Annotated in this window: 20 protein-coding genes; 6 read left to right on the top strand and 14 right to left on the bottom strand. The window is 67.5% G+C overall.

Going from position 1 to position 19028, the window contains the following annotated elements; translation table 11 throughout:
• Window positions 1-183: 183 nt before the first annotated feature.
• Window positions 184-849: a Crp/Fnr family transcriptional regulator gene (locus ACN20X_RS08095; protein ID WP_016450151.1), complete on the top strand. Its 666-nt coding sequence runs from the start codon at window positions 184-186 to the stop codon at window positions 847-849.
• A 69-nt stretch (window positions 850-918) separates the two neighbouring features.
• Here ACN20X_RS08095 and ACN20X_RS08090 read toward each other — a convergent pair whose 3' ends face one another.
• The 5 genes from ACN20X_RS08090 to ACN20X_RS08070 all read right to left on the bottom strand — a co-directional run bounded on the left by ACN20X_RS08090 (window position 919) and on the right by ACN20X_RS08070 (window position 6815).
• Window positions 919-2790 (bottom strand): putative bifunctional diguanylate cyclase/phosphodiesterase, encoded by a 1872-nt coding sequence (locus tag ACN20X_RS08090; protein WP_473210442.1) that lies wholly within the window; start codon window positions 2788-2790, stop codon window positions 919-921.
• Window positions 2787-4382, bottom strand: a complete 1596-nt coding sequence (locus ACN20X_RS08085) for a methyl-accepting chemotaxis protein (RefSeq protein WP_473210441.1) — start codon at window positions 4380-4382, stop codon at window positions 2787-2789. The genes ACN20X_RS08090 and ACN20X_RS08085 overlap by 4 nt, the downstream gene beginning before the upstream one ends.
• A gap of 160 nt (window positions 4383-4542) precedes the next feature.
• Window positions 4543-5157 (bottom strand): SCO family protein, encoded by a 615-nt coding sequence (locus ACN20X_RS08080; RefSeq protein WP_016453745.1) that lies wholly within the window; start codon window positions 5155-5157, stop codon window positions 4543-4545.
• A 208-nt stretch (window positions 5158-5365) separates the two neighbouring features.
• Complete coding sequence (locus ACN20X_RS08075) at window positions 5366-6055, bottom strand: SCO family protein (protein ID WP_473042469.1); 690 nt, start codon at window positions 6053-6055, stop codon at window positions 5366-5368.
• Window positions 6042-6815 (bottom strand): SURF1 family protein, encoded by a 774-nt coding sequence (locus ACN20X_RS08070; protein ID WP_473043205.1) that lies wholly within the window; start codon window positions 6813-6815, stop codon window positions 6042-6044. Before ACN20X_RS08070 ends, ACN20X_RS08075 begins: the two co-directional genes overlap by 14 nt.
• Before the next feature lie 29 nt (window positions 6816-6844).
• On the opposite strand from ACN20X_RS08070, the gene ACN20X_RS08065 reads away from it, so the two are divergent.
• Window positions 6845-7087, top strand: a complete 243-nt coding sequence (locus ACN20X_RS08065; protein WP_016450145.1) for a twin transmembrane helix small protein — start codon at window positions 6845-6847, stop codon at window positions 7085-7087.
• Between the two features lie 70 nt (window positions 7088-7157).
• Here the strand turns inward: ACN20X_RS08065 and ACN20X_RS08060 are convergent, their stop codons facing one another.
• From ACN20X_RS08060 to ACN20X_RS08030, 7 genes are all read right to left on the bottom strand, one after another.
• Complete coding sequence (locus tag ACN20X_RS08060) at window positions 7158-8039, bottom strand: cytochrome c oxidase subunit 3 (protein ID WP_016450144.1); 882 nt, start codon at window positions 8037-8039, stop codon at window positions 7158-7160.
• A gap of 70 nt (window positions 8040-8109) precedes the next feature.
• Window positions 8110-8322, bottom strand: a complete 213-nt coding sequence (locus ACN20X_RS08055) for a DUF2970 domain-containing protein (protein ID WP_016450143.1) — start codon at window positions 8320-8322, stop codon at window positions 8110-8112.
• On the bottom strand, window positions 8319-8939 hold the full coding sequence (locus ACN20X_RS08050) for a cytochrome c oxidase assembly protein (RefSeq protein ID WP_016453742.1): 621 nt from the start codon (window positions 8937-8939) through the stop codon (window positions 8319-8321). Before ACN20X_RS08050 ends, ACN20X_RS08055 begins: the two co-directional genes overlap by 4 nt.
• A gap of 28 nt (window positions 8940-8967) precedes the next feature.
• Entirely contained in the window at window positions 8968-9075 is a 108-nt protein-coding gene (locus ACN20X_RS08045) for a cytochrome oxidase small assembly protein (protein ID WP_016450141.1), read from the bottom strand.
• Between the two features lie 105 nt (window positions 9076-9180).
• Window positions 9181-10851 (bottom strand): cytochrome c oxidase subunit I, encoded by a 1671-nt coding sequence (gene ctaD, locus ACN20X_RS08040; protein WP_016450140.1) that lies wholly within the window; start codon window positions 10849-10851, stop codon window positions 9181-9183.
• 35 nt (window positions 10852-10886) lie between these two features.
• Entirely contained in the window at window positions 10887-12068 is a 1182-nt protein-coding gene (gene coxB, locus ACN20X_RS08035) for a cytochrome c oxidase subunit II (RefSeq protein WP_016450139.1), read from the bottom strand.
• A 670-nt stretch (window positions 12069-12738) separates the two neighbouring features.
• The gene (locus tag ACN20X_RS08030) at window positions 12739-13641 is read right to left on the bottom strand and encodes a class I SAM-dependent methyltransferase (RefSeq protein WP_473210440.1); all 903 of its coding nucleotides are present in this window, start codon (window positions 13639-13641) and stop codon (window positions 12739-12741) included.
• An 89-nt stretch (window positions 13642-13730) separates the two neighbouring features.
• On the opposite strand from ACN20X_RS08030, the gene ACN20X_RS08025 reads away from it, so the two are divergent.
• From ACN20X_RS08025 to ACN20X_RS08015, 3 genes are all read left to right on the top strand, one after another.
• On the top strand, window positions 13731-14474 hold the full coding sequence (locus ACN20X_RS08025) for a phosphoribosyltransferase family protein (RefSeq protein WP_473210439.1): 744 nt from the start codon (window positions 13731-13733) through the stop codon (window positions 14472-14474).
• A 52-nt stretch (window positions 14475-14526) separates the two neighbouring features.
• On the top strand, window positions 14527-15024 hold the full coding sequence (gene trmL, locus ACN20X_RS08020) for a tRNA (uridine(34)/cytosine(34)/5-carboxymethylaminomethyluridine(34)-2'-O)-methyltransferase TrmL (RefSeq protein WP_016450136.1): 498 nt from the start codon (window positions 14527-14529) through the stop codon (window positions 15022-15024).
• A 183-nt stretch (window positions 15025-15207) separates the two neighbouring features.
• On the top strand, window positions 15208-15513 hold the full coding sequence (locus ACN20X_RS08015) for a DUF4148 domain-containing protein (protein ID WP_016453737.1): 306 nt from the start codon (window positions 15208-15210) through the stop codon (window positions 15511-15513).
• A gap of 154 nt (window positions 15514-15667) precedes the next feature.
• On the opposite strand, the gene ACN20X_RS08010 is transcribed toward ACN20X_RS08015, so the two are convergent.
• Window positions 15668-16132 carry a MaoC family dehydratase gene (locus ACN20X_RS08010; RefSeq protein WP_017406698.1) on the bottom strand — a complete coding sequence of 155 codons (465 nt, stop codon included), beginning with the start codon at window positions 16130-16132 and terminating at the stop codon, window positions 15668-15670.
• Between the two features lie 76 nt (window positions 16133-16208).
• The gene (locus ACN20X_RS08005; protein WP_012203595.1) at window positions 16209-16838 is read right to left on the bottom strand and encodes a LysE family transporter; all 630 of its coding nucleotides are present in this window, start codon (window positions 16836-16838) and stop codon (window positions 16209-16211) included.
• 298 nt (window positions 16839-17136) lie between these two features.
• Between ACN20X_RS08005 and kefC the strand changes: the two genes are divergently transcribed.
• A complete protein-coding gene (gene kefC, locus ACN20X_RS08000) occupies window positions 17137-19020 on the top strand; it encodes a glutathione-regulated potassium-efflux system protein KefC (protein ID WP_473210438.1) in 1884 nt (627 codons plus the stop codon).
• The last annotated feature ends 8 nt before the right edge of the window (window positions 19021-19028 follow it).

The following is a 19028-nucleotide window of genomic DNA, read 5'->3' as shown; positions in this document are numbered from 1 at the left end:
AACGGTTACATCACGTTGCATTCAGCCGCAGGGCCCGCTAGCCTGCACGGCTTCGCCCTGGCCGCACGCCCGGGTCCCTGCCAGCGCCGGGGCGCCTCCTGCCCTGGCTTGCGGCGCCTTCGAACCGTCCGTGCCATGCCATCGTCGTCCTTTGCGCCTTCAGCCGTACGCTGCAGCGAATGCATGCGTTCGTCGCACTGCCTGCTGGGGCAACTGCCCGAACCCGCCTTCCTGCAATGGCTGCCGCACATCCGCGAACGCGGCCTGGCCAAGGGCCAGAAGCTCCAGGCGCAAGGCTGCGTTGCCCATGAATTCCAGGTGATCAAGCTCGGTTTCGTCCTGGCTATCCGCCGTGGCGGCGACGGCGTGCAGCGGCCCGTGGCGCTGTTCGGCAACGGCCACGCGCTGGGCAGCCCGGGCTGGCTGCAGCAGCCCTCGGCCATGCACTTCGAGGCCCTGGGTCCGGGGCGCATCTGCTGCGTGGACATCGCCACCATCACGCGCCGCGGCCTGGTCGATGCCGCCTTCGTGCGCGCGCTGGCCACCAGCTACACCTGCAACAACGCCCTGCTGGCGGAATGGGCCCACATCGTCCGCATCCCCGGCGTGCTGCGCCAGCTGGCCGCCACCCTGATGCAACTGGCCGCGCTGCAGTCAAGCCTGCTCGTGCGCCTGCCCAGCCAGGGCGCACTGGCCGCCCTGCTGGCCACCACGCGCGAAACCATTGCGCGCAGCCTTGTGCGCCTGGTGCAACTGGGCGCGCTGGAGCGGCCGGATCGATGGCATTGCGTGCTGCAGCCTGCGGTGTTGTCGAGGATCAGTGGGGGTGGGGTGAGGGAGGTGGGGTGAAGGAGGTGGGGTGCGAGAGGCGTGGCGGTTGATCGGGCGGACCGGTAGGCTTGCCGACCTGTTGCAACATCAAGCGCCAGGTTTGGCAGAACCGCCGTCCCTGCTCACCATCGCTCCCTTCCCATCGCAACAGTCCGCAGTTTGATGCTCAAGCGCCTCTTCCTCCTGCTGCGCCAGCAAGGTCGCCACGGGCTTGTGAATCAGCGCGGGAATCTGCTCCGCCGGCATGGCGCGGGCGAAGAGCCAGCCCTGGTAGGCGTCGCAGTCCAGGATGCGCAGCAGGCGCAGCTGCTCGGCGGTTTCCACGCCTTCGGCAACCACCTGCAGGCCCAGGGTGCGGGCCAGCGCGATCACGGCCTTGACGATCTTGGCGTCGGCCGGGCTGTCGAGCATGGGGCCGATGAAGGTGCGGTCTATCTTCACGCGCGAGACGGGCAGATCGCGCAGGTGGGCCAGCGAGGAGTAGCCGGTGCCGAAATCATCCAGCACCACGCAGACGCCTGCGGCAAGCAGGCTGCCCAGCAGTTCGCGCGCCTGCTGCGGGTCGGTCATGGCGGCGGACTCGGTGACTTCCAGCTCCAGCAGGTGCGGCGGCACGCCATGCCGGGCCAGGCTGCCCATGAGGCGCTGCTGCAGGTCGGCCTGGCGCAGTTGCTGGGCCGAGAGGTTGACCGCCACGCGCAGCGGCATGCCTGCGCGCAGCCAGTCGCCGGCCTGGCGGCAGGCCGCATCGATCACCCATTCGCCCAGAGCGAGGATCAGGCCCGTGGACTCGGCCACGGGCACGAAGCGCTCCGGCGAGACCCAGCCCATCTGCTCGTCGTTCCAGCGCAGCAGGGCCTCCACGCCCTGGACCTGGCCGCCCAGCACCTGCACCTGGGGCTGGAAATGCAGGCTCAGCAGACCCCGGTCCAGGGCGCGCTTGAGGCGTTCGTGCAGCAGCACTTTCTCGGCCATGGCCTCGCCCATGGCGCTGGCATAGCAGGCGTAGGAGGCACGGCCGCGCTGCTTGGCGTCGTACATGGCCATGTCGGCATAGCGCATGAGGGTGGCCGCATCGCCCGCGTCCTGCGGGTAGAAGGCCACGCCCACGCTGGCGCCGAAGTTCAGCGCGTAGTGGCCGATGGCGCAGGGCCGGCACAGCTCGCCCAGCAGCGCGTCGACGCGCCGGCGCAGGTCCGGCCCGTTGCAGGGATGCAGCACGGCGGTGAACTCGTCACCGCCCATGCGCGCCAGCGTGGCCGAAGTGCCCAGCGCGGCCTGCAGGCGGCGCGCCACTTCCTTGAGCACCTGGTCGCCCACGTCGTGGCCATATCCGTCGTTGATGGCCTTGAAGTTGTCGAGGTCCAGCAGCAGCAGCGCAAAGGACGCGGGCCCGGTGCCCGAGCCCGAACCCGAGCCCGAACCCACTTGCACCTGCGCCTGCGAGATCGCCTGCTCCAGCTGCAACCCGAACTGCCAGCGGTTGAGCAGGCCGGTGAGCGTGTCGTGCGTGGCGTGGTAGTGCATGCAGGCCTCCATCTGGCGCAGCTGCGACAGGTCGCGCACAAAGGCCACGGCCACGCCCCCGCCGTGCGGGGAATGGCCCAGGGCGATGTCCACGGACAGGCGCTTGCCGTCCTTGCGCAGCAGCCACAGGTCCCGCCCCTGCCCCATGGGCCGGCGCGCGGGCTGGGCGAAGTAGGACTGCAGCTGCGGCCCATGGGCCGCATGCGCCTCGGGCGGCAGCAGCATCTGCAGCGGACGGCCCAGCAGCTCGGAGGCGCCATAACCGCTCATGGCCTGCATGGCGGGATTGGCCAGCAGGATGCGGCCCTTGCGATCCACGAGCACGATGCCGTCGGGCGCGGCCTCCATGGCCACGCGCTTGAGCTCCTCATCCAGCGCCTCGCACGGCCCGATCAGATGGCCGGCTTGCGCGCTCCAGGCCGACGCCATCATGCGGACGGCCCCTTGCCGTGGAAGACCGATGCCGCAGCCTCCAGCGCCTGAGCCTGCCCGGCCAGCTGCTGCGCGTGCGCGATGGTGTCGCGCGCCAGCGTGGCGTTGTGCTGGGTCATCTGTTCGAGCTGCTGCACGGCGGCCTGAACCTGTTGCACGCCACCGGCCTGGGCCTGGCTGGCGGCCTGCATGCCTTCGGCCAGCAGCAGCTGCTCGCGCATGTCGGCCTGCACGGCGAGCATGGCCTCGCCCATTTCGCGCGCCATGGCGCAGCTTTGCGCCACCTGCTGCTGCGATGCCTCGATCAATGCCTTGATCTGGCGCGCAGCTTGGGCGCTGCGCTGGGACAGGCCGCGCACCTCGTCGGCCACCACGGCAAAGCCCTTGCCGTGCTCGCCGGCGCGCGCGGCCTCCACGGCGGCGTTGAGCGCCAGCAGATTGGTCTGAAAGGCAATGCCGTCGATGAGCGAGCTGATCTCCCCGACCTGGTCGCTGGTCCGGGCCACGCCGCGCATGCCCTGGTCCAGTTGTGCGACCATGCGGCTGCTCTGCCCGGCCATGTCCACGCCATGCCGCGCGCGGCGGGCGGCCTCGCCGGCCTGGGCGCTGCTGCGCTCTATGGCGCAGGCCAGGGCCTGCATGGCCTGGGCCGATTGCTCCAGGCTGGCGGCGGCAGCCTCGGTGCGGTCGCTCAGTTCGGTGCTGCCCTGCTGCACGGCCAGCGCGCAGCGGCGCACCTGGTCGCTCTTGCCCTGGATGTCGTCCACCAGGGAGACCAGGTTGAGTCCGGTCTGCCGCACGGCGCCGCCGATGGCGCCGATCTCGTCCGTGCGCTGCGTGAACAGTTCCCCCGTCTGCTGCCCGCTGGCCACGGCCTGGGCCTGTCCGCGCAGGGCAGCCAGGGGCATGAGCAGCCTGGTGCGCAGCCACTGCCCGGCCGCCACGCAAGCCAGGCTCCAGATCAGCCAGGCGGGCCAGATCTCGGCCAGCGTCAGGGACAGGGGCAAAGCCGAGGCCCAGGCCTGCAGCGACGGCAACCACAGCCCGGCCGATCCCAGCAGCCACAGTCCCGCCACCATGGCCTGCGCCCGCCAGGCCAGCGGCCTGAAGCGCCACCAGCGCTGCAGCGCGCCCGCGGCGCCGCGCCCCACCGGAAAGCCCCGGTGCAGGCCCAGCGAGCGCACGCCGGCATTGATCTGTTCATAGAGCGCCGCATGCTGCTGCACCTCGTACGGCTGCGGCCGGGTGCGCACGGACAGGTAGCCGACCACGGCGCCCGCATGCCGTATGGGACTGGCGTTGGCGCGCACCCAGTAGTGGTCGCCGTTCTTGCGCCGGTTCTTGACCAGGGCGCTCCAGGGCAGCCCTCGCTGGATGGTGGACCACATGTCGGCGAAGGCGGCGGCCGGCATGTCGGGATGGCGCACGATGCTGTGGGCCTTGCCGTAGAGCTCGGCGGCCTCGAAGCCGCTGACGCGGATGAAGGCATCGTTGGCATAGACGATGCGCCCCTTCAGGTCGGTGACGGAAAGAAGCGTCTCTCCTTCGTTCAAAGGGTACTCACGCTGGGTGACGTACACGTTTCGCCGCATGGATCAGGTCTCTTGGAGATGGGCGGGGCGTCGGCATGACGCTCCAGGCGGGGCCCACTCTAAGCAGTCCTGCGGCGATGCACATCAGGGATGGTGTGCCGCATCGCGCCTAAACGCAGCCAATGTGACGGCGGTCACACTGGCTGCGGCGCGCGCAGGATCAGGAACGCTTTTCCTGCAGCAGGGCCTTGACGTCGGCGCCCAGCACCTGCGGGCCGCCGCCGTAGCGCTCGTACACGCGCAGGCGGCCGGCCGTGTCGTAGACATAGCTGCCGGCCGAATGGTCCAGCGTGTAGGTGCCTTCGGTCTTGCCGGGCACCTTCTTGTAGAAGAGCTTGAAATCCTTGGCCACGGCCGCCGTCTCCTCGGGCGTGCCGTGCAGGCCGACGAAGCCGGGGTCGAAGTTGCCCAGGTAGGCCTTGAGCACCTCGGGCGTGTCGCGCTCGGGGTCCAGGGTGACGAAGACGCCCTGCAGCCTGTCGCCATCGGCGCCCAGCTGCTGCTTGACCTCGACCAGCTCCTGCAGCGTGGTGGGGCAGACGTCGGGGCATTGCGTGTAGCCGAAGAAGACCACGACGACCTTGCCCGCAAAGTCCTTGATGCTGCGCTGCTTGCCGTCCACATCGCGCAGGGGAATGTCCTTGGCGTATTCGGCGCCCGTGACATCGACGCCCTGGAAACTGGTCTTGGCCTCGCGCGAGCATCCGCTCAGCGCCAGGGCGCCCCATGCCATGGCGGTCACGCCCAGAAAGCGCAGCGCTGTCCGTTTGTTCATGCTTCCTCAACAAGGTAGTTGCCGCAGGCTGCGTGGCCGCAAAGCCTGCGCGCCGCCCGGGCTGGAAAGTGAAAAGGCGAAAGCGTCTGCTGAAGGCGCTTTCGCACAGCCGCAAACCATAACCCATAACCGCAAGACCCCGGCGCTGCGGGGCCTGCCTGCCTCCATGAGACGGCCTGGCTGCCGGCTCGGTTCCTTGGCGCAGGCCTCAGTCGCCGTCGCCGGGGCGTCCCGCCGTGTCCCACGAGGCCGATGCTCGCAGCAGCCGGTCCAGGTCGCGCTTGGCCTTGCCGGCGTCGGCCATGCCCAGCCCGGCGGGCATGCGCATCATCCAGTGGCCCTGCGGGTCCACCACGTACAGGTGGTCCTGCAGCGCATGGCCGGGCGCGGGCTGCAGCCAGCCGCGCAGCACGGCCTCGGGCACGCGCAGCACCGTGGCCTGGGCCAGCGCGGGGCGCAGGTGGGCGGGCACGGGAGCGTCGTCGGAGATGAGCCAGACCCGGTCCAGCCGGTCCTTTTCGCGGCCCAGGGTTTCGCGCAGCTGGCGCTGCAGATAGAGATGGCTTTCGCAGGCGCTGCCGCAGGCCCCGCCCGCCACGCTCAGCAGCAGCCATTGGCCCTTGAGCGACTGCAGCGGTACAGGGGTGCCGTCCAGCGTGGTGGCCGTGGCCGGTGGCAAGGCTGGCTGGTCCGCGATCAGCTCGCCAAAGCTGCGCTGCTGGCCAGGCCGCAGCACGTAGTAGGTGAAATAGGAGGCCACCACGGGCGCAGCGCAGACCGCGAACACGGCCAGCATCTTCCAGCGGCCGCTGCGCGTGCGTTGCGCGCCGGCAAGGCCCGGCTGCAAGGGTGGCAGGCCATGGACAGTCATCTCCAGGGGAGTCTCAGGAGCGGGCATGGCGCGGGCGGACAAAGCGTCGGACGATTTGGAACCAGACATACAAAAGCGTGATCAGGGCCGCAAGTCCAAACCATTGGAACGCATAGCCATGGTGTTTCTCGACACCGGCCGTCACAACGGGCCAGTCGCGCCGCAGGCCTTCGCTGGCTTCGCCGGTCTGCAGCAGGCTCCATTCGCGCAGCGGCAGCCCGGAGGCCACGGCCCATTCGGCAATGTCCACATTCTGTCGGATGCGCGACTTTTGCCCATCAGGGTCTGCCCCTGCACGGCCGAATTCGTAGAGCCGGGACGGCGCGGCCTCCATGCGCCCCTGGACGGTCACCAGCCCTTCGGGCGTCTGCACCTCGGGCAGGGCCGTGCGGTCCAGGAAGTTGCGCGGCACCCAGCCGCGCTGCACGGCAATCACCACGTCCTCATGCGGCGCAGCCAGCCGCAGCGGCGTGAGCACGAAGAAGCCCGGCTGGCCCTGCATCTGGCGGTTGTCCAGGTACAGCGTCTGCCCCGCAATCCAGTGGCCCTGCAATTGCACGGGACGGTGCAGCCAGGGCGCGGCTTCGGGGTTCGGCACCGCGCCGGGCTGCACGGCTGCCAGCAGGGCGTTGCTCCACGGCGGCAGGCCCTGCTGGCGCTGCACGGCGTCGAACAGTTCCTGCTTGTAGGCCGCGCGCTGCAGCTGCCAGCGGCCCAGGGACAGCGTGACGGCCACGCCGATCAGCGCGGCCAAGGTGATCAGTACAAACCGCCAGCGCTCTGGCATTCTGGAAACACGCACCGGATAATCCACCCATGAAATTCGTGATCGTTCTCGCCCTGCTGGCCATTGTCGCCAGTCTGGGCAGCGCCCTGTTCTTCATGATGCGCCGCAATCCCGAAGACCAGCAGGGAGCGGGCGACGACAGGCGCCGCAGCCGCGCCATGTTCCGTGCACTGGCGCTGCGCGTGGGCCTGTCCATCGCGCTGTTCCTGTGCGTGCTGCTGGCGGCCAAGCTGGGCTACATCCATCCCACCGGCTGGACCGCCGGGCAATAGACAAGCCCCCTGCCACCACAAACAAAAAGAAGCGCCCTGGCGCTTCTTTTTGCATGGGGCCGGATACAGACTACATCCAGTAGACCAGCACGTAGAGGAACAGCCACACCACGTCCACGAAGTGCCAGTACCATGCCGCGCCCTCGAAGCCGAAATGCCGTTCGGCCGTGAAGTGCCCGGCATGCAGGCGCATGGTGATGAAGAACAGCATCAGCATGCCCACGAAGACGTGGAAGCCGTGGAATCCCGTGAGCAGGAAGAAGGTCGAGCCGAACACGCCCGAGGACAGCTTGAGGTTCAGATCCGTGTACAGGTGGTAGTACTCGTAGCCCTGCACGCACAGGAAGACGAAGCCCAGGATCACCGTCATCCACATGAAGGCGATGGTGCGGGCGCGGTGGCCGGCCTGCAGCGCATGGTGGGCAATGGTCAGCGTCACGCCCGAAGTCAGCAGCAGCGCCGTGTTGATGGTGGGCAGCCAGAACGGGCCCACGGTCTGGAAAGGCTCGACACTGTTGGCCGGCGAGGCCGTGGCGCCGGCTGCCATGCTGGGCCAGACGGCCTTGAAGTCGGGCCACAGCAAGGCGTTGTCCAGGCTGCCCAGCGCGGGCACCGAGTGCGAGCGCGCCCACCACAGGGCGGTGAAGAAGGCGCCGAAGAACATCACCTCGGAGAAGATGAACCAGCTCATGCTCCAGCGGAAGGACAGGTCGATTTTGCGACCGTACTTGCCCGACTCGCTTTCATGCGCGGCCTCCCGGAACCAGAAAAAGAGCACGGCCAGCCACCAGACCAGGCCCAGGCCCAGGCTGTACATGCCCCATTCATGGCCGTTGATCCAGTTGCCCGCGCCCAGGATCACGAAGAACAGCCCCGCCGCCGCCATGACGGGATGGCTGGACTCTGCCGGCACGTAGTAGTAAGGCGTTTTGCCGTGGGTGGTTGCACTCATTGCTCAGCTCCTGACATTCTTGGTTCTGTGTTTCCCGTCGATCACTCTCTGTCCCCGATGGCCGCGCCGCTCAGACCACGAGCTTGACCAGCGCGATCAATCCCAGCACCAGCAGGAAGATGGCCGCCAGCCCCACTGCAATCACATGCAGCGGCGTGATGCGCTCCCCGTCCTGCTGATACTCGCTTGCCCTGCGCACGCCGAACAGGGACCAGGCCACGGCGCGCACCGTGCGCCACACGCTGGGCGGGCGGCGCTTGTCCCCGGGTTGCGGCGCATTCATGAGGCCGGCTCCTGCTTCGGCCCTGCGGCCACCGGCGCATCGCCCGTGGGCGCGGCCGGCGTCCTGCCGCCCACCTCGAAGAAGGTATAGGACAGCGTGATCGTGGTCACGTCCTTGGAGATGCGCGGATCGATCACGAAGGCCACCGGCCACTCGCGCTTTTCCCCTGGCTCCAGCGTGTACTGCGAAAAGCAGAAGCACTCGAGCTTGTTGAAATGCGCAGCCGCCTGGCGTGGCGCATAGCTCGGTATCGCCTGGGCTGCCATGCGGCGGTTCTGCACATTCTGGAATTCGTACATGACCGTGGCCAGCTCGCCCGGATGGACCTGCATGGAGCGCTGCGCCGGCTTGAAGTCCCAGGGCCCGCGCGCATTGGCGTCGAACTCCACGGTGATGGTGCGGCTCTTGTCCACCTGCGAGTTGGCCGGCAGCTTCACATCGCGCCCGGCCGTGCCGTTGCCCGGCACCTGCCGCTCGGACAGCGACAGGATGTTGATGCCCGTGAGCTCGCAGATGTGCTTGTAGATGGGAATCAGCACGTAGCCGAAGGCAAACATGCCCAGCGCCACCACGGCCAGCTTGCCCACCATCTTCGCGTTTTCACTGCGCACGCTCACGGATTGCCCTCCTGTTGCCTTCAAGCGCTCAATGGAGCACGGTGATCTTGATCACGAAGCCGGCCAGAAAGACCAGCGCCACCGATACCAGGATCAGCGCCAGCCGCACGTTGGCTTTTCGTTGCTGTGCATCCATTTTTCTGATCTCCATGACTACTGGCAATCTCTGAGACTGTCGCGCCCCACCCCAGGGGCACCGAGGAAGGGGGAAGGCGCGAAGCGACCCAGGCGGTGGTTCATTTCAGCCTATGACGCGGGTCGCCGTCGCATCCAGCTTGGGCGGCGTCTCGAAGGTATGGAACGGCGCCGGCGAGGGCACTTCCCACTCCAGGCCTTCGGCAGCCTCCCAGGGCTTTTGCGGCGCCTTCTCGCCCTTGCCGCGCATGGCGGGCACGACGACGAAGAGGAAGAAATACACCTGCATCAGGCCAAATCCCAGCGCGCCCAGCGAGGCCACCATGTTGAAGTCGGCGAACTGCATGGGGTAGTCGGCATAGCGGCGCGGCATGCCCGCCAGGCCCAGGAAGTGCATGGGGAAGAAGGTGATGTTGAAGAAGATCAGCGAGCCCCAGAAGTGGATCTGGCCGCGCGTCTCCGAATACATCACGCCCGTCCACTTGGGCGCCCAGTAGTAGTAGGCCGCGAACATGGAGAACAGCGATCCGGCCACCAGCACGTAGTGGAAGTGGGCCACCACGTAGTAGGTGTCCTGCAGCTGGATGTCGATGGGCGCCATCGACAGGATCAGGCCCGTGAAGCCGCCCATGGTGAACACGAAGATGAAGCCCACCGAGAACAGCATGGGCGTCTCGAAGGTCATGGAGCCACGCCACATGGTGGCCACCCAGTTGAAGATCTTCACGGCCGTGGGCACCGAGATCAGCATGGTGGCGTACATGAAGAACAGCTGGCCCGTGACGGGCATGCCGGTCGTGAACATGTGGTGCGCCCACACGATGAAGGACAGGATGGCGATGGACGAGGTCGCATACACCATGGACGCATAGCCGAACAGCTTCTTGCGGCTGAAGGCCGGCACGATCTGGCTGATGATGCCGAAGGCCGGCAGGATCATGATGTAGACCTCGGGGTGGCCGAAGAACCAGAAGATGTGCTGGTACATCACCGGATCGCCGCCGCCTGCGGGGTTGAAGAAGCTGGTGCCGAAATGGCGGTCCGTCAGCGTCATGGTGATGGCGCCGGCCAGCACGGGCATGACGGCGATCAGCAGGTAGGCCGTGATCAGCCAGGTCCAGGCGAACATGGGCATCTTCATCAGCGTCATGCCGGGCGCGCGCATGTTGAGCACGGTGACAATGATGTTGATGGCGCCCATGATGGAGCTGGCGCCCATGATGTGCATGGCCAGGATGGAGGTGTCCATGGACGGCCCCATCTGCAGCGTCAGCGGCGCATACAGCGTCCAGCCTGCGGCGGGTGCGCCGCCGGGCATGAAGAACGAGCCCACCAGCATCAGGCCGGCCGGGATCAGCAGCCAGAAGCTGAAGTTGTTCATGCGCGCGAAGGCCATGTCGGAGGCGCCGATCTGCAGCGGCAGCATCCAGTTCGCAAAGCCCACGAAGGCCGGCATGATGGCGCCGAACACCATGATCAGGCCGTGCATGGTGGTCAGCTGGTTGAACAGCTCGGGGTTGACGATCTGCAGCCCGGGCTGGAACAGCTCGGCGCGGATCAGCAGCGCCAGCACCCCGCCCACCATCAGCATGGTGAACGAGAACAGCAGGTACAGCGTGCCGATGTCCTTGTGGTTGGTGGCGAACATCCAGCGCCGCCAGCCCGTGGGCGTGGCGTGGTGGTGATGGTCGTCATGCCCGTGTCCATGCTCGTGCTCATGCGCATGTTCGTGGCCCTCGCCCGCAGGGCTGTGGATGGGGGGAAGTACGGCGCTCATGCTGTTATCTCCAATCGCTCATCTGTCTTGCGTGCTCACTGCGCAGGGAACTTGCCGGTGCGGGCGGCCACGAACTCGGCCGGCTGCACCAGCTGGCCGGTCTTGTTGGACCAGTGGTTCTTGGCAAAGGTGACCACGGCGGCCAGCTCGGTATCGCTCAGCTGCTTCCAGGCGGGCATGGCGCCGTTGGCACGGCCTTCCAGCACCACATGCATCATCTCGGCCGTGGGACCCAGGACCACGGGGCTGCCGTCCAGCGCCTTGATGGGACCGGCGCCCTTGCCGTTGGCCTGGTGGCAGGCCGCGCAGTTGGCCGCATAGACCTTCTCGCCGCGTGCGATCAGGTCTTGCAGGGACCAGACCTTGCTGGGGTCGTCCTTCTTGGCGGCGGCGATCTTCTTTTGCTCGTCCACCCAGGCCTTGTAGCCGTCATTGGACAGCACCTTCACGTGGATGGGCATGTAGGCATGCTCCTTGCCGCACAGCTCGGCGCACTGGCCGTAGTAGTCGCCGGTCTTCTCGGCGCGGAACCAGGTGTCGCGCACGAAGCCCGGAATCGCATCCTGCTTGATGCCGAAGGACGGCACCATGAAGGAGTGGATCACGTCGTTGGCCGTGGTGATGATGCGCACCTTGCGGTCCACGGGCACGACCAGCGGGTTGTCCACCTTGAGCAGGTAGTCGTTGGGTGCCTTGGACACATCGCCGCTGTCGGACAGCACGCGGTGGCTGCTGTCCAGCGTGGAGATGAAGCTCAGGCCCTCGCCTTCGCCGTTGATGTAGTCGTAGCCCCATTTCCACTGGTAGCCCGTGGCCTTGATCGTGACATCGGCGTTGGTGGTGTCCTTCTGCGCCACCAGCACCTTGGTGGCAGGCAGCGCCATGAGCACGACGATGATGAAGGGCACGACGGTCCAGACCACCTCGACCGTGGCCGATTCGTGGAAGTTCGCGGCCTTGGCGCCGCGCGATTTGCGGTGCTTCCAGATCGAATAGAACATCACGGCGAACACGCCGATGAAGATCACCGTGCAGATGATCAGCATCATCCAGTGCAGGTAATGCTGCTCATGCGCGATGCGCGTGACCGCCGGATGAAGGTTGAGCTGATTGACGGCCGGGCCGCCTGGCAGATCTGTCGCCGCATGTGCAAGGGAGCCTGCCCCTGCCACACTCATCAAGCCCCAGAGAACCAGCCTGGTGGAAATGCTTTTCATAGTTTTCACTTACATCTAAGCCTCGGGTTATCCACTCGCTCCGCTGCGCCGGCGTGGGGGCCGCGCAGCCAGACCGTTCAACGCCTGCCCAAAGGGCAACTCCCGGCCTCAACTGTCCGAGCATGCATGAAAGCGCCGCAGATGTGCCTGCGCGCAATCACCAATAGCGTGCCAGCCGGCATCAACGGCAGCTCGGACGTGGGACCAGGATGGGGGCGGGCCGCCATCCCCGCCTGCGCCTGCAGGCGCATGAACTCGGGGGACAGCAGCAAAGTGGATGGGAGGATGCGCGCGCGCCGGCCCTTCAGGGCATGTGTGCCGTGTGTGCCGTGCGGGCCGGGAGCGGATGGAAAGAGGCAGCGCATGCGGCCCAGCAGTGCGGGCAGCAGGGAACACAGGGACAGAAAAACCAGTGCCCGCTCCCAGAGGAGCAGGCACTGCTGCAGCCGGTGATGATCAAACTTGCGGGCGGGCCACTCTTGAATGCGCCGGCCCGTTCTCGTTCCCGTGGCAAAGCGAAACACCAAATCGTCTCCCCTTTCGGCCTGCGGACCGCTGGTCTTTTCCCGGCCCGGGAGAGCGAGCCCAGGGAAAAGCTGTTGTCTCTGTCAGCTCGGGAAAAGTGTAGACGTTTTTGTTTTCGATCAATGACCGGAAAGCGACATTCAGGCTATCGCAAACCCGTGTTGCGCGGCTGGCGCAGCATGCTGCGCATGTCCTCCAGCGACACGGCGCTGCTGGACTCCAGGCGCACGCGCGGCTGCGGCTTGTAGGCATGGCCGTAGACGATCTCGAAGGTCAGCGCCAGCTGTCCGTGGGGGCCGGCCAGCCGTTCGCGCAAGGCGTCGTGCAGGCGCTGCTGCCAGCGGCGGCCGCGCAGCGCGGCAAAGCGTTGCGGATGGAAGTTGCGGCCCAGCTCGCGCAGCTCCTGCAGCAGCCGCTCGGGCGTGGCAAAGGTCAGCGTGATGTGCTCCATGTCCATCACCGGCTCGCTGAAGCCTGCGTGCACCAGCATGTCGCCCCAGTCGTGCATGTCGGTGAAGGCCTGCCCGGCGGGCGGCCAGCCGAGCTGGGCGTAGAGGGCATGCAGTTCGCGCAGCGTATCGGGCCCCAGGCAGGAGAACATCACATAGCCGTCCACGGACAGCGCCTGGTGCCAGCGCGCGATCAGCGCCTGCGGGTCGGCCTGCTGGTGCAGGGCCATGTTGGCCCACAGCATGTCCACGCCGGCGGGCTCGGGCTCGCCGAAGCGCGTGGCGCCCCCGGTCCAACGCGCGGGCTGCCACCAGCGCGCGCCCAGCTGCTCGCGGGCGGCGGCCTCATGCAGCGGCGAGGCTTCATAGACCAGGCATTCGGACTGCGCATAGCGCTGGCGCAGCAGCGCATGGGCCTGCAGGCCGCCGCGCACGGGCTGCCAGTGGCACCAGCGCTGGGGCGGCTTGACGATCCAGTCCAGCCGCTCCTGCATGCGGCGCGCCACCTCCTCATGCAGCCACGGCGAGGCCGCAGGCGCGCCCTGCTGCCAGCGCAATGCGGCGGCCGGATCGATGGTGGGAGGCAATTCGTGGGACATGGCTGGGCGGGGAATCCGTGCTCCTCAAAAGACAGGCGCCCGGCCCCGGAGCAAAGGGGTGGCGGACGCGGCGCGAGTATATTGACTCCATGCCCAACCTGCCTGCGTCATGGCTTTCGCGCTGGCATGCCGGCCTGCCCGGCCTGCTGCCCAGCCAATGCGCCGTCTGCCACCGCTGGCCTGCGCGGCGCCTGTGCCAGGACTGCCGCGCACGCTGGGCCAGACCCATGGCGCGATGCGGGCGCTGCGCCATGCCGCTGCCGGCCCGCACCGGCGCCGATGGTCCCCGCACCTGCGGCGCCTGCCTGCTCAAGCCGCCGCCGCTGACGCACTGCCTGGCCGCGCTGGACTATGCCTACCCGTGGCACACGGTGATCGGCGACTTCAAGTTCCGGGGAGATACCGGCCTGGCACGCAGCCTGGCCGATCTGCTGCTGGAGTTGCCTCAGGCGCGCGAGCAACTGCAGCAATGCGACCTGCTGCTGCCCATGCCGCTGTCGCCGCAGCGCCTGCGAGAGCGCGGCTTTCACCAGACCCTGGTGCTGGCCCGCGCGCTCTGCAGCGCATCCACCCGGGGCAAGCTGCGGCACCAGGCCGTGCAGCGCGCCCACACGGCACAGGCCCAGCATGACCTGCCGCGCGCCCTGCGCCTGCGCCAGCTGCGCACGGTCTTTGCCGTGCCACCTGCGCAGCTGGCCCACGTGTGCGGCCGCAAGATCCTGTTGATCGACGATGTGATGACCACGGGCGCCAGCCTGCATGCGCTGGCCACCTGCCTGCGCCGCGCAGGCGCGGCCGAGGTCAGCGCCCTGGTGCTGGCGCGCACGCCCTGACCGCAGGGGACCGGGGCCCGGGGGCATCTGCCGCCGCGAGACAATACGGGCCATGTTCCATATCGTTCTCGTCGCGCCGGAGATCCCGCCCAATACCGGCAATGTGATCCGTCTGGCCGCCAACACCGGCTGCAGCCTGCACCTGATCGAGCCGCTGGGCTTTTCCATGGAAGACCGCCTGATGCGCCGCGCCGGCCTCGACTACCACGAGTACGCGCCCGTGCGCCGCCATGCCGACTGGCAGGCCTTCCTGCAGGACTGCCGGCCGGACCGCCAGCGCATGTTCGCCATGACCACGCACAGCAGCAGTCCCGCCCACGCCATCGGCTTCCAGCCCGGCGACTGGCTGGTGTTCGGCTCCGAAAGCAAGGGCCTGCCCGCCGAGGTGCGCGAGCAGTTCCCGCCGCAGCAGCGCCTGCGCCTGCCCATGCTGCCGCAGCAGCGCAGCCTGAACCTGTCCAACGCCGTGGCCGTGACGGTGTTTGAAGCCTGGCGCCAGCAGCAGTTTGCCGGCGCCGCACTGGCCGAGGGCGCGCCCGGCGCGGCCTGAGCGACCGGCCCGGGTCGGCGGAAAGTTCCCCGCCGATTGTTTCAACCGCTGAAAAAGCGCATTGCCAATCCAAGGGTTTATCCCGATTCCACACCGTCCTACATTTGAGTCATGGGCTCTACGTTACCAAGCGATTTCCGCAAGGAACGCCCTGTCCCAGAAACAAAACAAAGGACTTGAATCATGAAGAACACCCGCCGTTTTGCCGTCCTGGCCGCCCTCACCGTTTCCGCCTTCGCCGCCCAGGCCGCCGGCTTCGACTACGCCGACAACAGCAGCTACCCGCCCGAAGTGAAGACCCAAAGCACGCTGACACGTGCCCAGGTCATGGCTGACCTGAAGGCCGCCCAGGCCAACGGCACCATGCCCTCCGTCGCCGAAGGCTACCTGCCCATCCAGAACACCGCCACCGCTGGCGTGAGCCGCGAGGAAGTGCGCCGCGAGGCCGCCGCTGCCGAGCGTTCGGGCCAGCTGAACTTCGGCGCCTGAGCCCCAGACCCCGCAACCGCTGCCACCACGCAGCCAGCCCGCAGGTGCCGCCTGCGGGCTTTTTTCATCGCCGGGCCGCCCCAAGATGAAAAGCGCCCCCTTGGGGGGGCAGCGGGCCTTGCGCAGCAAGGATAGCGTGGGGGTCAGTTTTCATTCAGGCCTTGGCACCGTAGTTGCGGGCCACGGACTCGGCCACGCAGGCGGGCTTGTCCGCGCCTTCGCGCTCCACGGTCACCAGCCAGGTCATCTGCAGGCCGCCGGGCTCGATGGGCTCGGCGGCCTGCAGCGTCAGGCGCGCGCGCAGGCGGCTGCCCACGGGCACGGGCGAGGTGAAGCGCACGCGGTTGAGGCCGTAGTTCACGCCCATTTGCGCGCCTTCGATGTGAAAGCAGCTCTGGAAAAACTGGGGAATCAGCGAAAGCGTCAGAAAGCCATGCGCGATCGGCGCGCCGAAGGGGCCCTTGGACGCACGCTCGGGGTCCACATGGATCCACTGCTGGTCGCCCGTGGCATCGGCGAACAGCTGCACCTGCTGCTGGGTGATGGTGATCCAGTCGCTGACGGCGACTTCCTGCCCCACGCAGGCACGCACTTCGGAATAGGAATGGAAGGTTTTCATGCCCCAAATGGTAGGGGCCGGTGCCGCGCGCTCCATGTCGGGCGCGCGACAGGCTAGGGTTAGCCCAGGGAGGGGCTCAGCGCGAGGCGCGCTGCACGAAGAACAGCCCCGTGCCCACGGCCATCAGCAGCGCGCCGAAGACCCGGTTCTGGCTGCGCACGGCACGCGCGCTGCGCATGAAGCCGCGCAGCGCGCTGGCGCTGGCCGCATAGCCGTGCATGACCATGGTGTCCACGGCCAGCATGGTGGCGGCCAGGATCAGCAACTGCAGCCACAGCGGGCGGCTGGTGGTCATGAACTGGGGCAGCACGGCCACCATGAAGATGATGCCCTTGGGATTGGTGGCGTTGGTCAGGAAGCCCGTGAGCACGCGGCGGCGCACGCTGAGCTCGGGCATGGATTCCTGGGTGGCCAGGGGTGCGGCACCCGAGCGCCATTGGCTGATGCCCAGGTAGATCAGATAGCAGGCGCCGACGATCTTCACGGCGTTGAACGCCCATTCGGAGGCCAGCAGCAGCGAGCCCACGCCCGCGCCGGCGATCAGCAAGATGGTCAGCAGCCCCAGCTGCAGCCCGAAGATGGTGGCGCTGCTCTTGCGCACGCCATACGACAGGCCATGGCTCATGGACAGCACGGCGCCCGAGCCCGGGGAGACCGCAATGATCCAGCAGGCCACAAAGTAGGCGATCCAAGTGTGCCAATCCATGCCAAACACCTTAAAAATACGGAGCAGGCCGGCATCTTAAAACCGTGCAGCCGATCTGGCGCACTGCCGCGGCAAAGCCGGATGGGGCGGTGAAGCATTCGGTGACATTTTTCATCGCCGGGCCGCCCCAAGATGAAAACGGCCCCCTCGGGGGGCGCCCGGCCAGGGGCAGCGGACCTAGCGCAGCAAAGGGAGCGTGGGGGGGCATTTTCAACCCTGTCAAAAAGCTGACCCAGCTGTGAGAGTGACACAATCAATCACCCCAGGGTAAACACCAACTCCAAGATCCCGAGCTTCCATGGAACACAGCGCCCCCATCTGGCTGACCTACGGCTTTCTCTATCTCACCGCCGCCGTGCTGGCCGTGCCCATTGCGCGTGCCCTGGGCCTGGGCGCCATCATTGGCTACCTGGGTGCCGGCATTGCCATGGGCCCCTGGGGACTGTCGCTTGTCAGTAATGTGGATGACATTCTTCACTTTGCCGAGTTCGGCGTGGTGCTGATGCTGTTCGTGATCGGGCTGGAGCTGCAGCCCAGCCGCCTGTGGGAGCTGCGCCGGCCCATCCTGGGATGGGGGCTCGCGCAGATGCTGGCCTGCACGGGCGTGCTGTTCCTGGCGGCCTGGGCCTTCGGCTTTTCCTGGCGCGTGAGCCTGATCGCGGGCATGGGCCTGGCCCTGTCGTCCACGGCCATCTGCCTGCAGGTCATGGCCGAGCGCAACCTCATGCGCACGCCCAGCGGCCAGGCCGGCTTTTCCATCCTGCTGTTCCAGGACGTGGCCGCCATTCCCATCCTGGCGCTGATCCCCATCCTGGGCGCGGTCAAGGCCGCCAATGCCACGCACACAGACAGCCACCTGTGGCTGCAGGTGCTCAAGACCGTGGGCACCATCGCCGCCGTGGTGGTGGGCGGCCGCCTGCTGCTGCGCCCCCTGCTGCGCTGGATCGCCCGCAGCCGCACGCCCGAGATCTTCACGGCCACCTCGCTGCTGCTGGTGGTGGGCATTGCCATGCTGATGGTGCAGGTGGGCCTGTCCATGGCGCTGGGAGCCTTCCTGGCCGGCGTGCTGCTGGCAGACAGCGAGTACCGCAGCGAGCTGGAGACCAACATCGAGCCCTTCAAGGGCCTGCTGCTGGGCCTGTTCTTCATGGCCGTGGGCATGAGCATCGATTTCGGCGTGCTGCTGCGCGCGCCCTGGGCCATGGCGGCCATGGTGCTGGGCTTTCTGGCGCTCAAGGGCGCCGTGCTCTACACCCTGGCCCGCGTGCTGAAGCTGCCCTGGCGCGAGCGCCCGGTGTTCACCCTGCTGCTGGCCCAGGGCGGCGAGTTCGCCTTCGTGGTGTTCCAGACGGCGGCGCAGTACAAGGTGTTCCACCACAGCATCTCGTCCATGCTGGTGGCCGCCGTGGCCCTGTCCATGCTGATCGGCCCGCTGGTGCTGGTGCTGATGGACAAGCTGCTGCTCCAGCGCTTTGCCGACATGAAGGATTGCCAGGTCGACGGCGCGGGCCAGGCTGCCAGGCCCCATGAAATATCGGAGCCGCAGGACGCGCAGGTCATCATTGCGGGCTTTGGCCGCTACGGCCAGATCGTGGCGCGCGTGCTGCTGACCCAGGGCGTGCCGGCCACCATCCTCGACCACAGCGTGGAGATGCTGGAAGTGGCACACACCTTCGGCTACCGCGTGTTCTTCGGCGATGCCACGCGCATGGACCTGCTGCGCATTGCCGGCGCGGACAAGGCGCGGGTGCTGGTCATTGCCGTGGACTCTTCCGAGCAATCGCTGAAGATCGCCGCCCGCGTGCGCAAGCGCTTTCCGCACCTGGAGATCGTGGCCCGCGCGCGCGACATGGCCCACTGGTACCAGTTGCGCGACCTGGGCGTGCACCATGTCGAGCGCGAAGTCTTCGAGTCCAGCCTGGTCTCGGCACGCACCGTGCTGGAGCTCGCTGGCCACAGCCCTGCCGAGGCCCGGCGCACCACCGCGCGCTTTCGGGAGCACAACCTGCAGCTGATCGAGCGCATGTACCCCCACCACAAGGACCAGGCCCAGCTCATCGCCGTGGCCAAGCAGGGCCGCCAGCAGCTGGTCGAGCAGATGGCCAAGGAGCGGCAGGAGGCCCAGGCGCAGCAGGAGAAGGACCAGGCGCCGCAGGAAACCCCGCCCCCGCCCGCCCCCTGAAAACCGGG

This window comes from Delftia sp. PX-1 (assembly GCF_055797465.1).
Note: the sequence above shows the minus strand (reverse complement) of the source record. Positions and strands in the feature narration are given on the sequence as shown.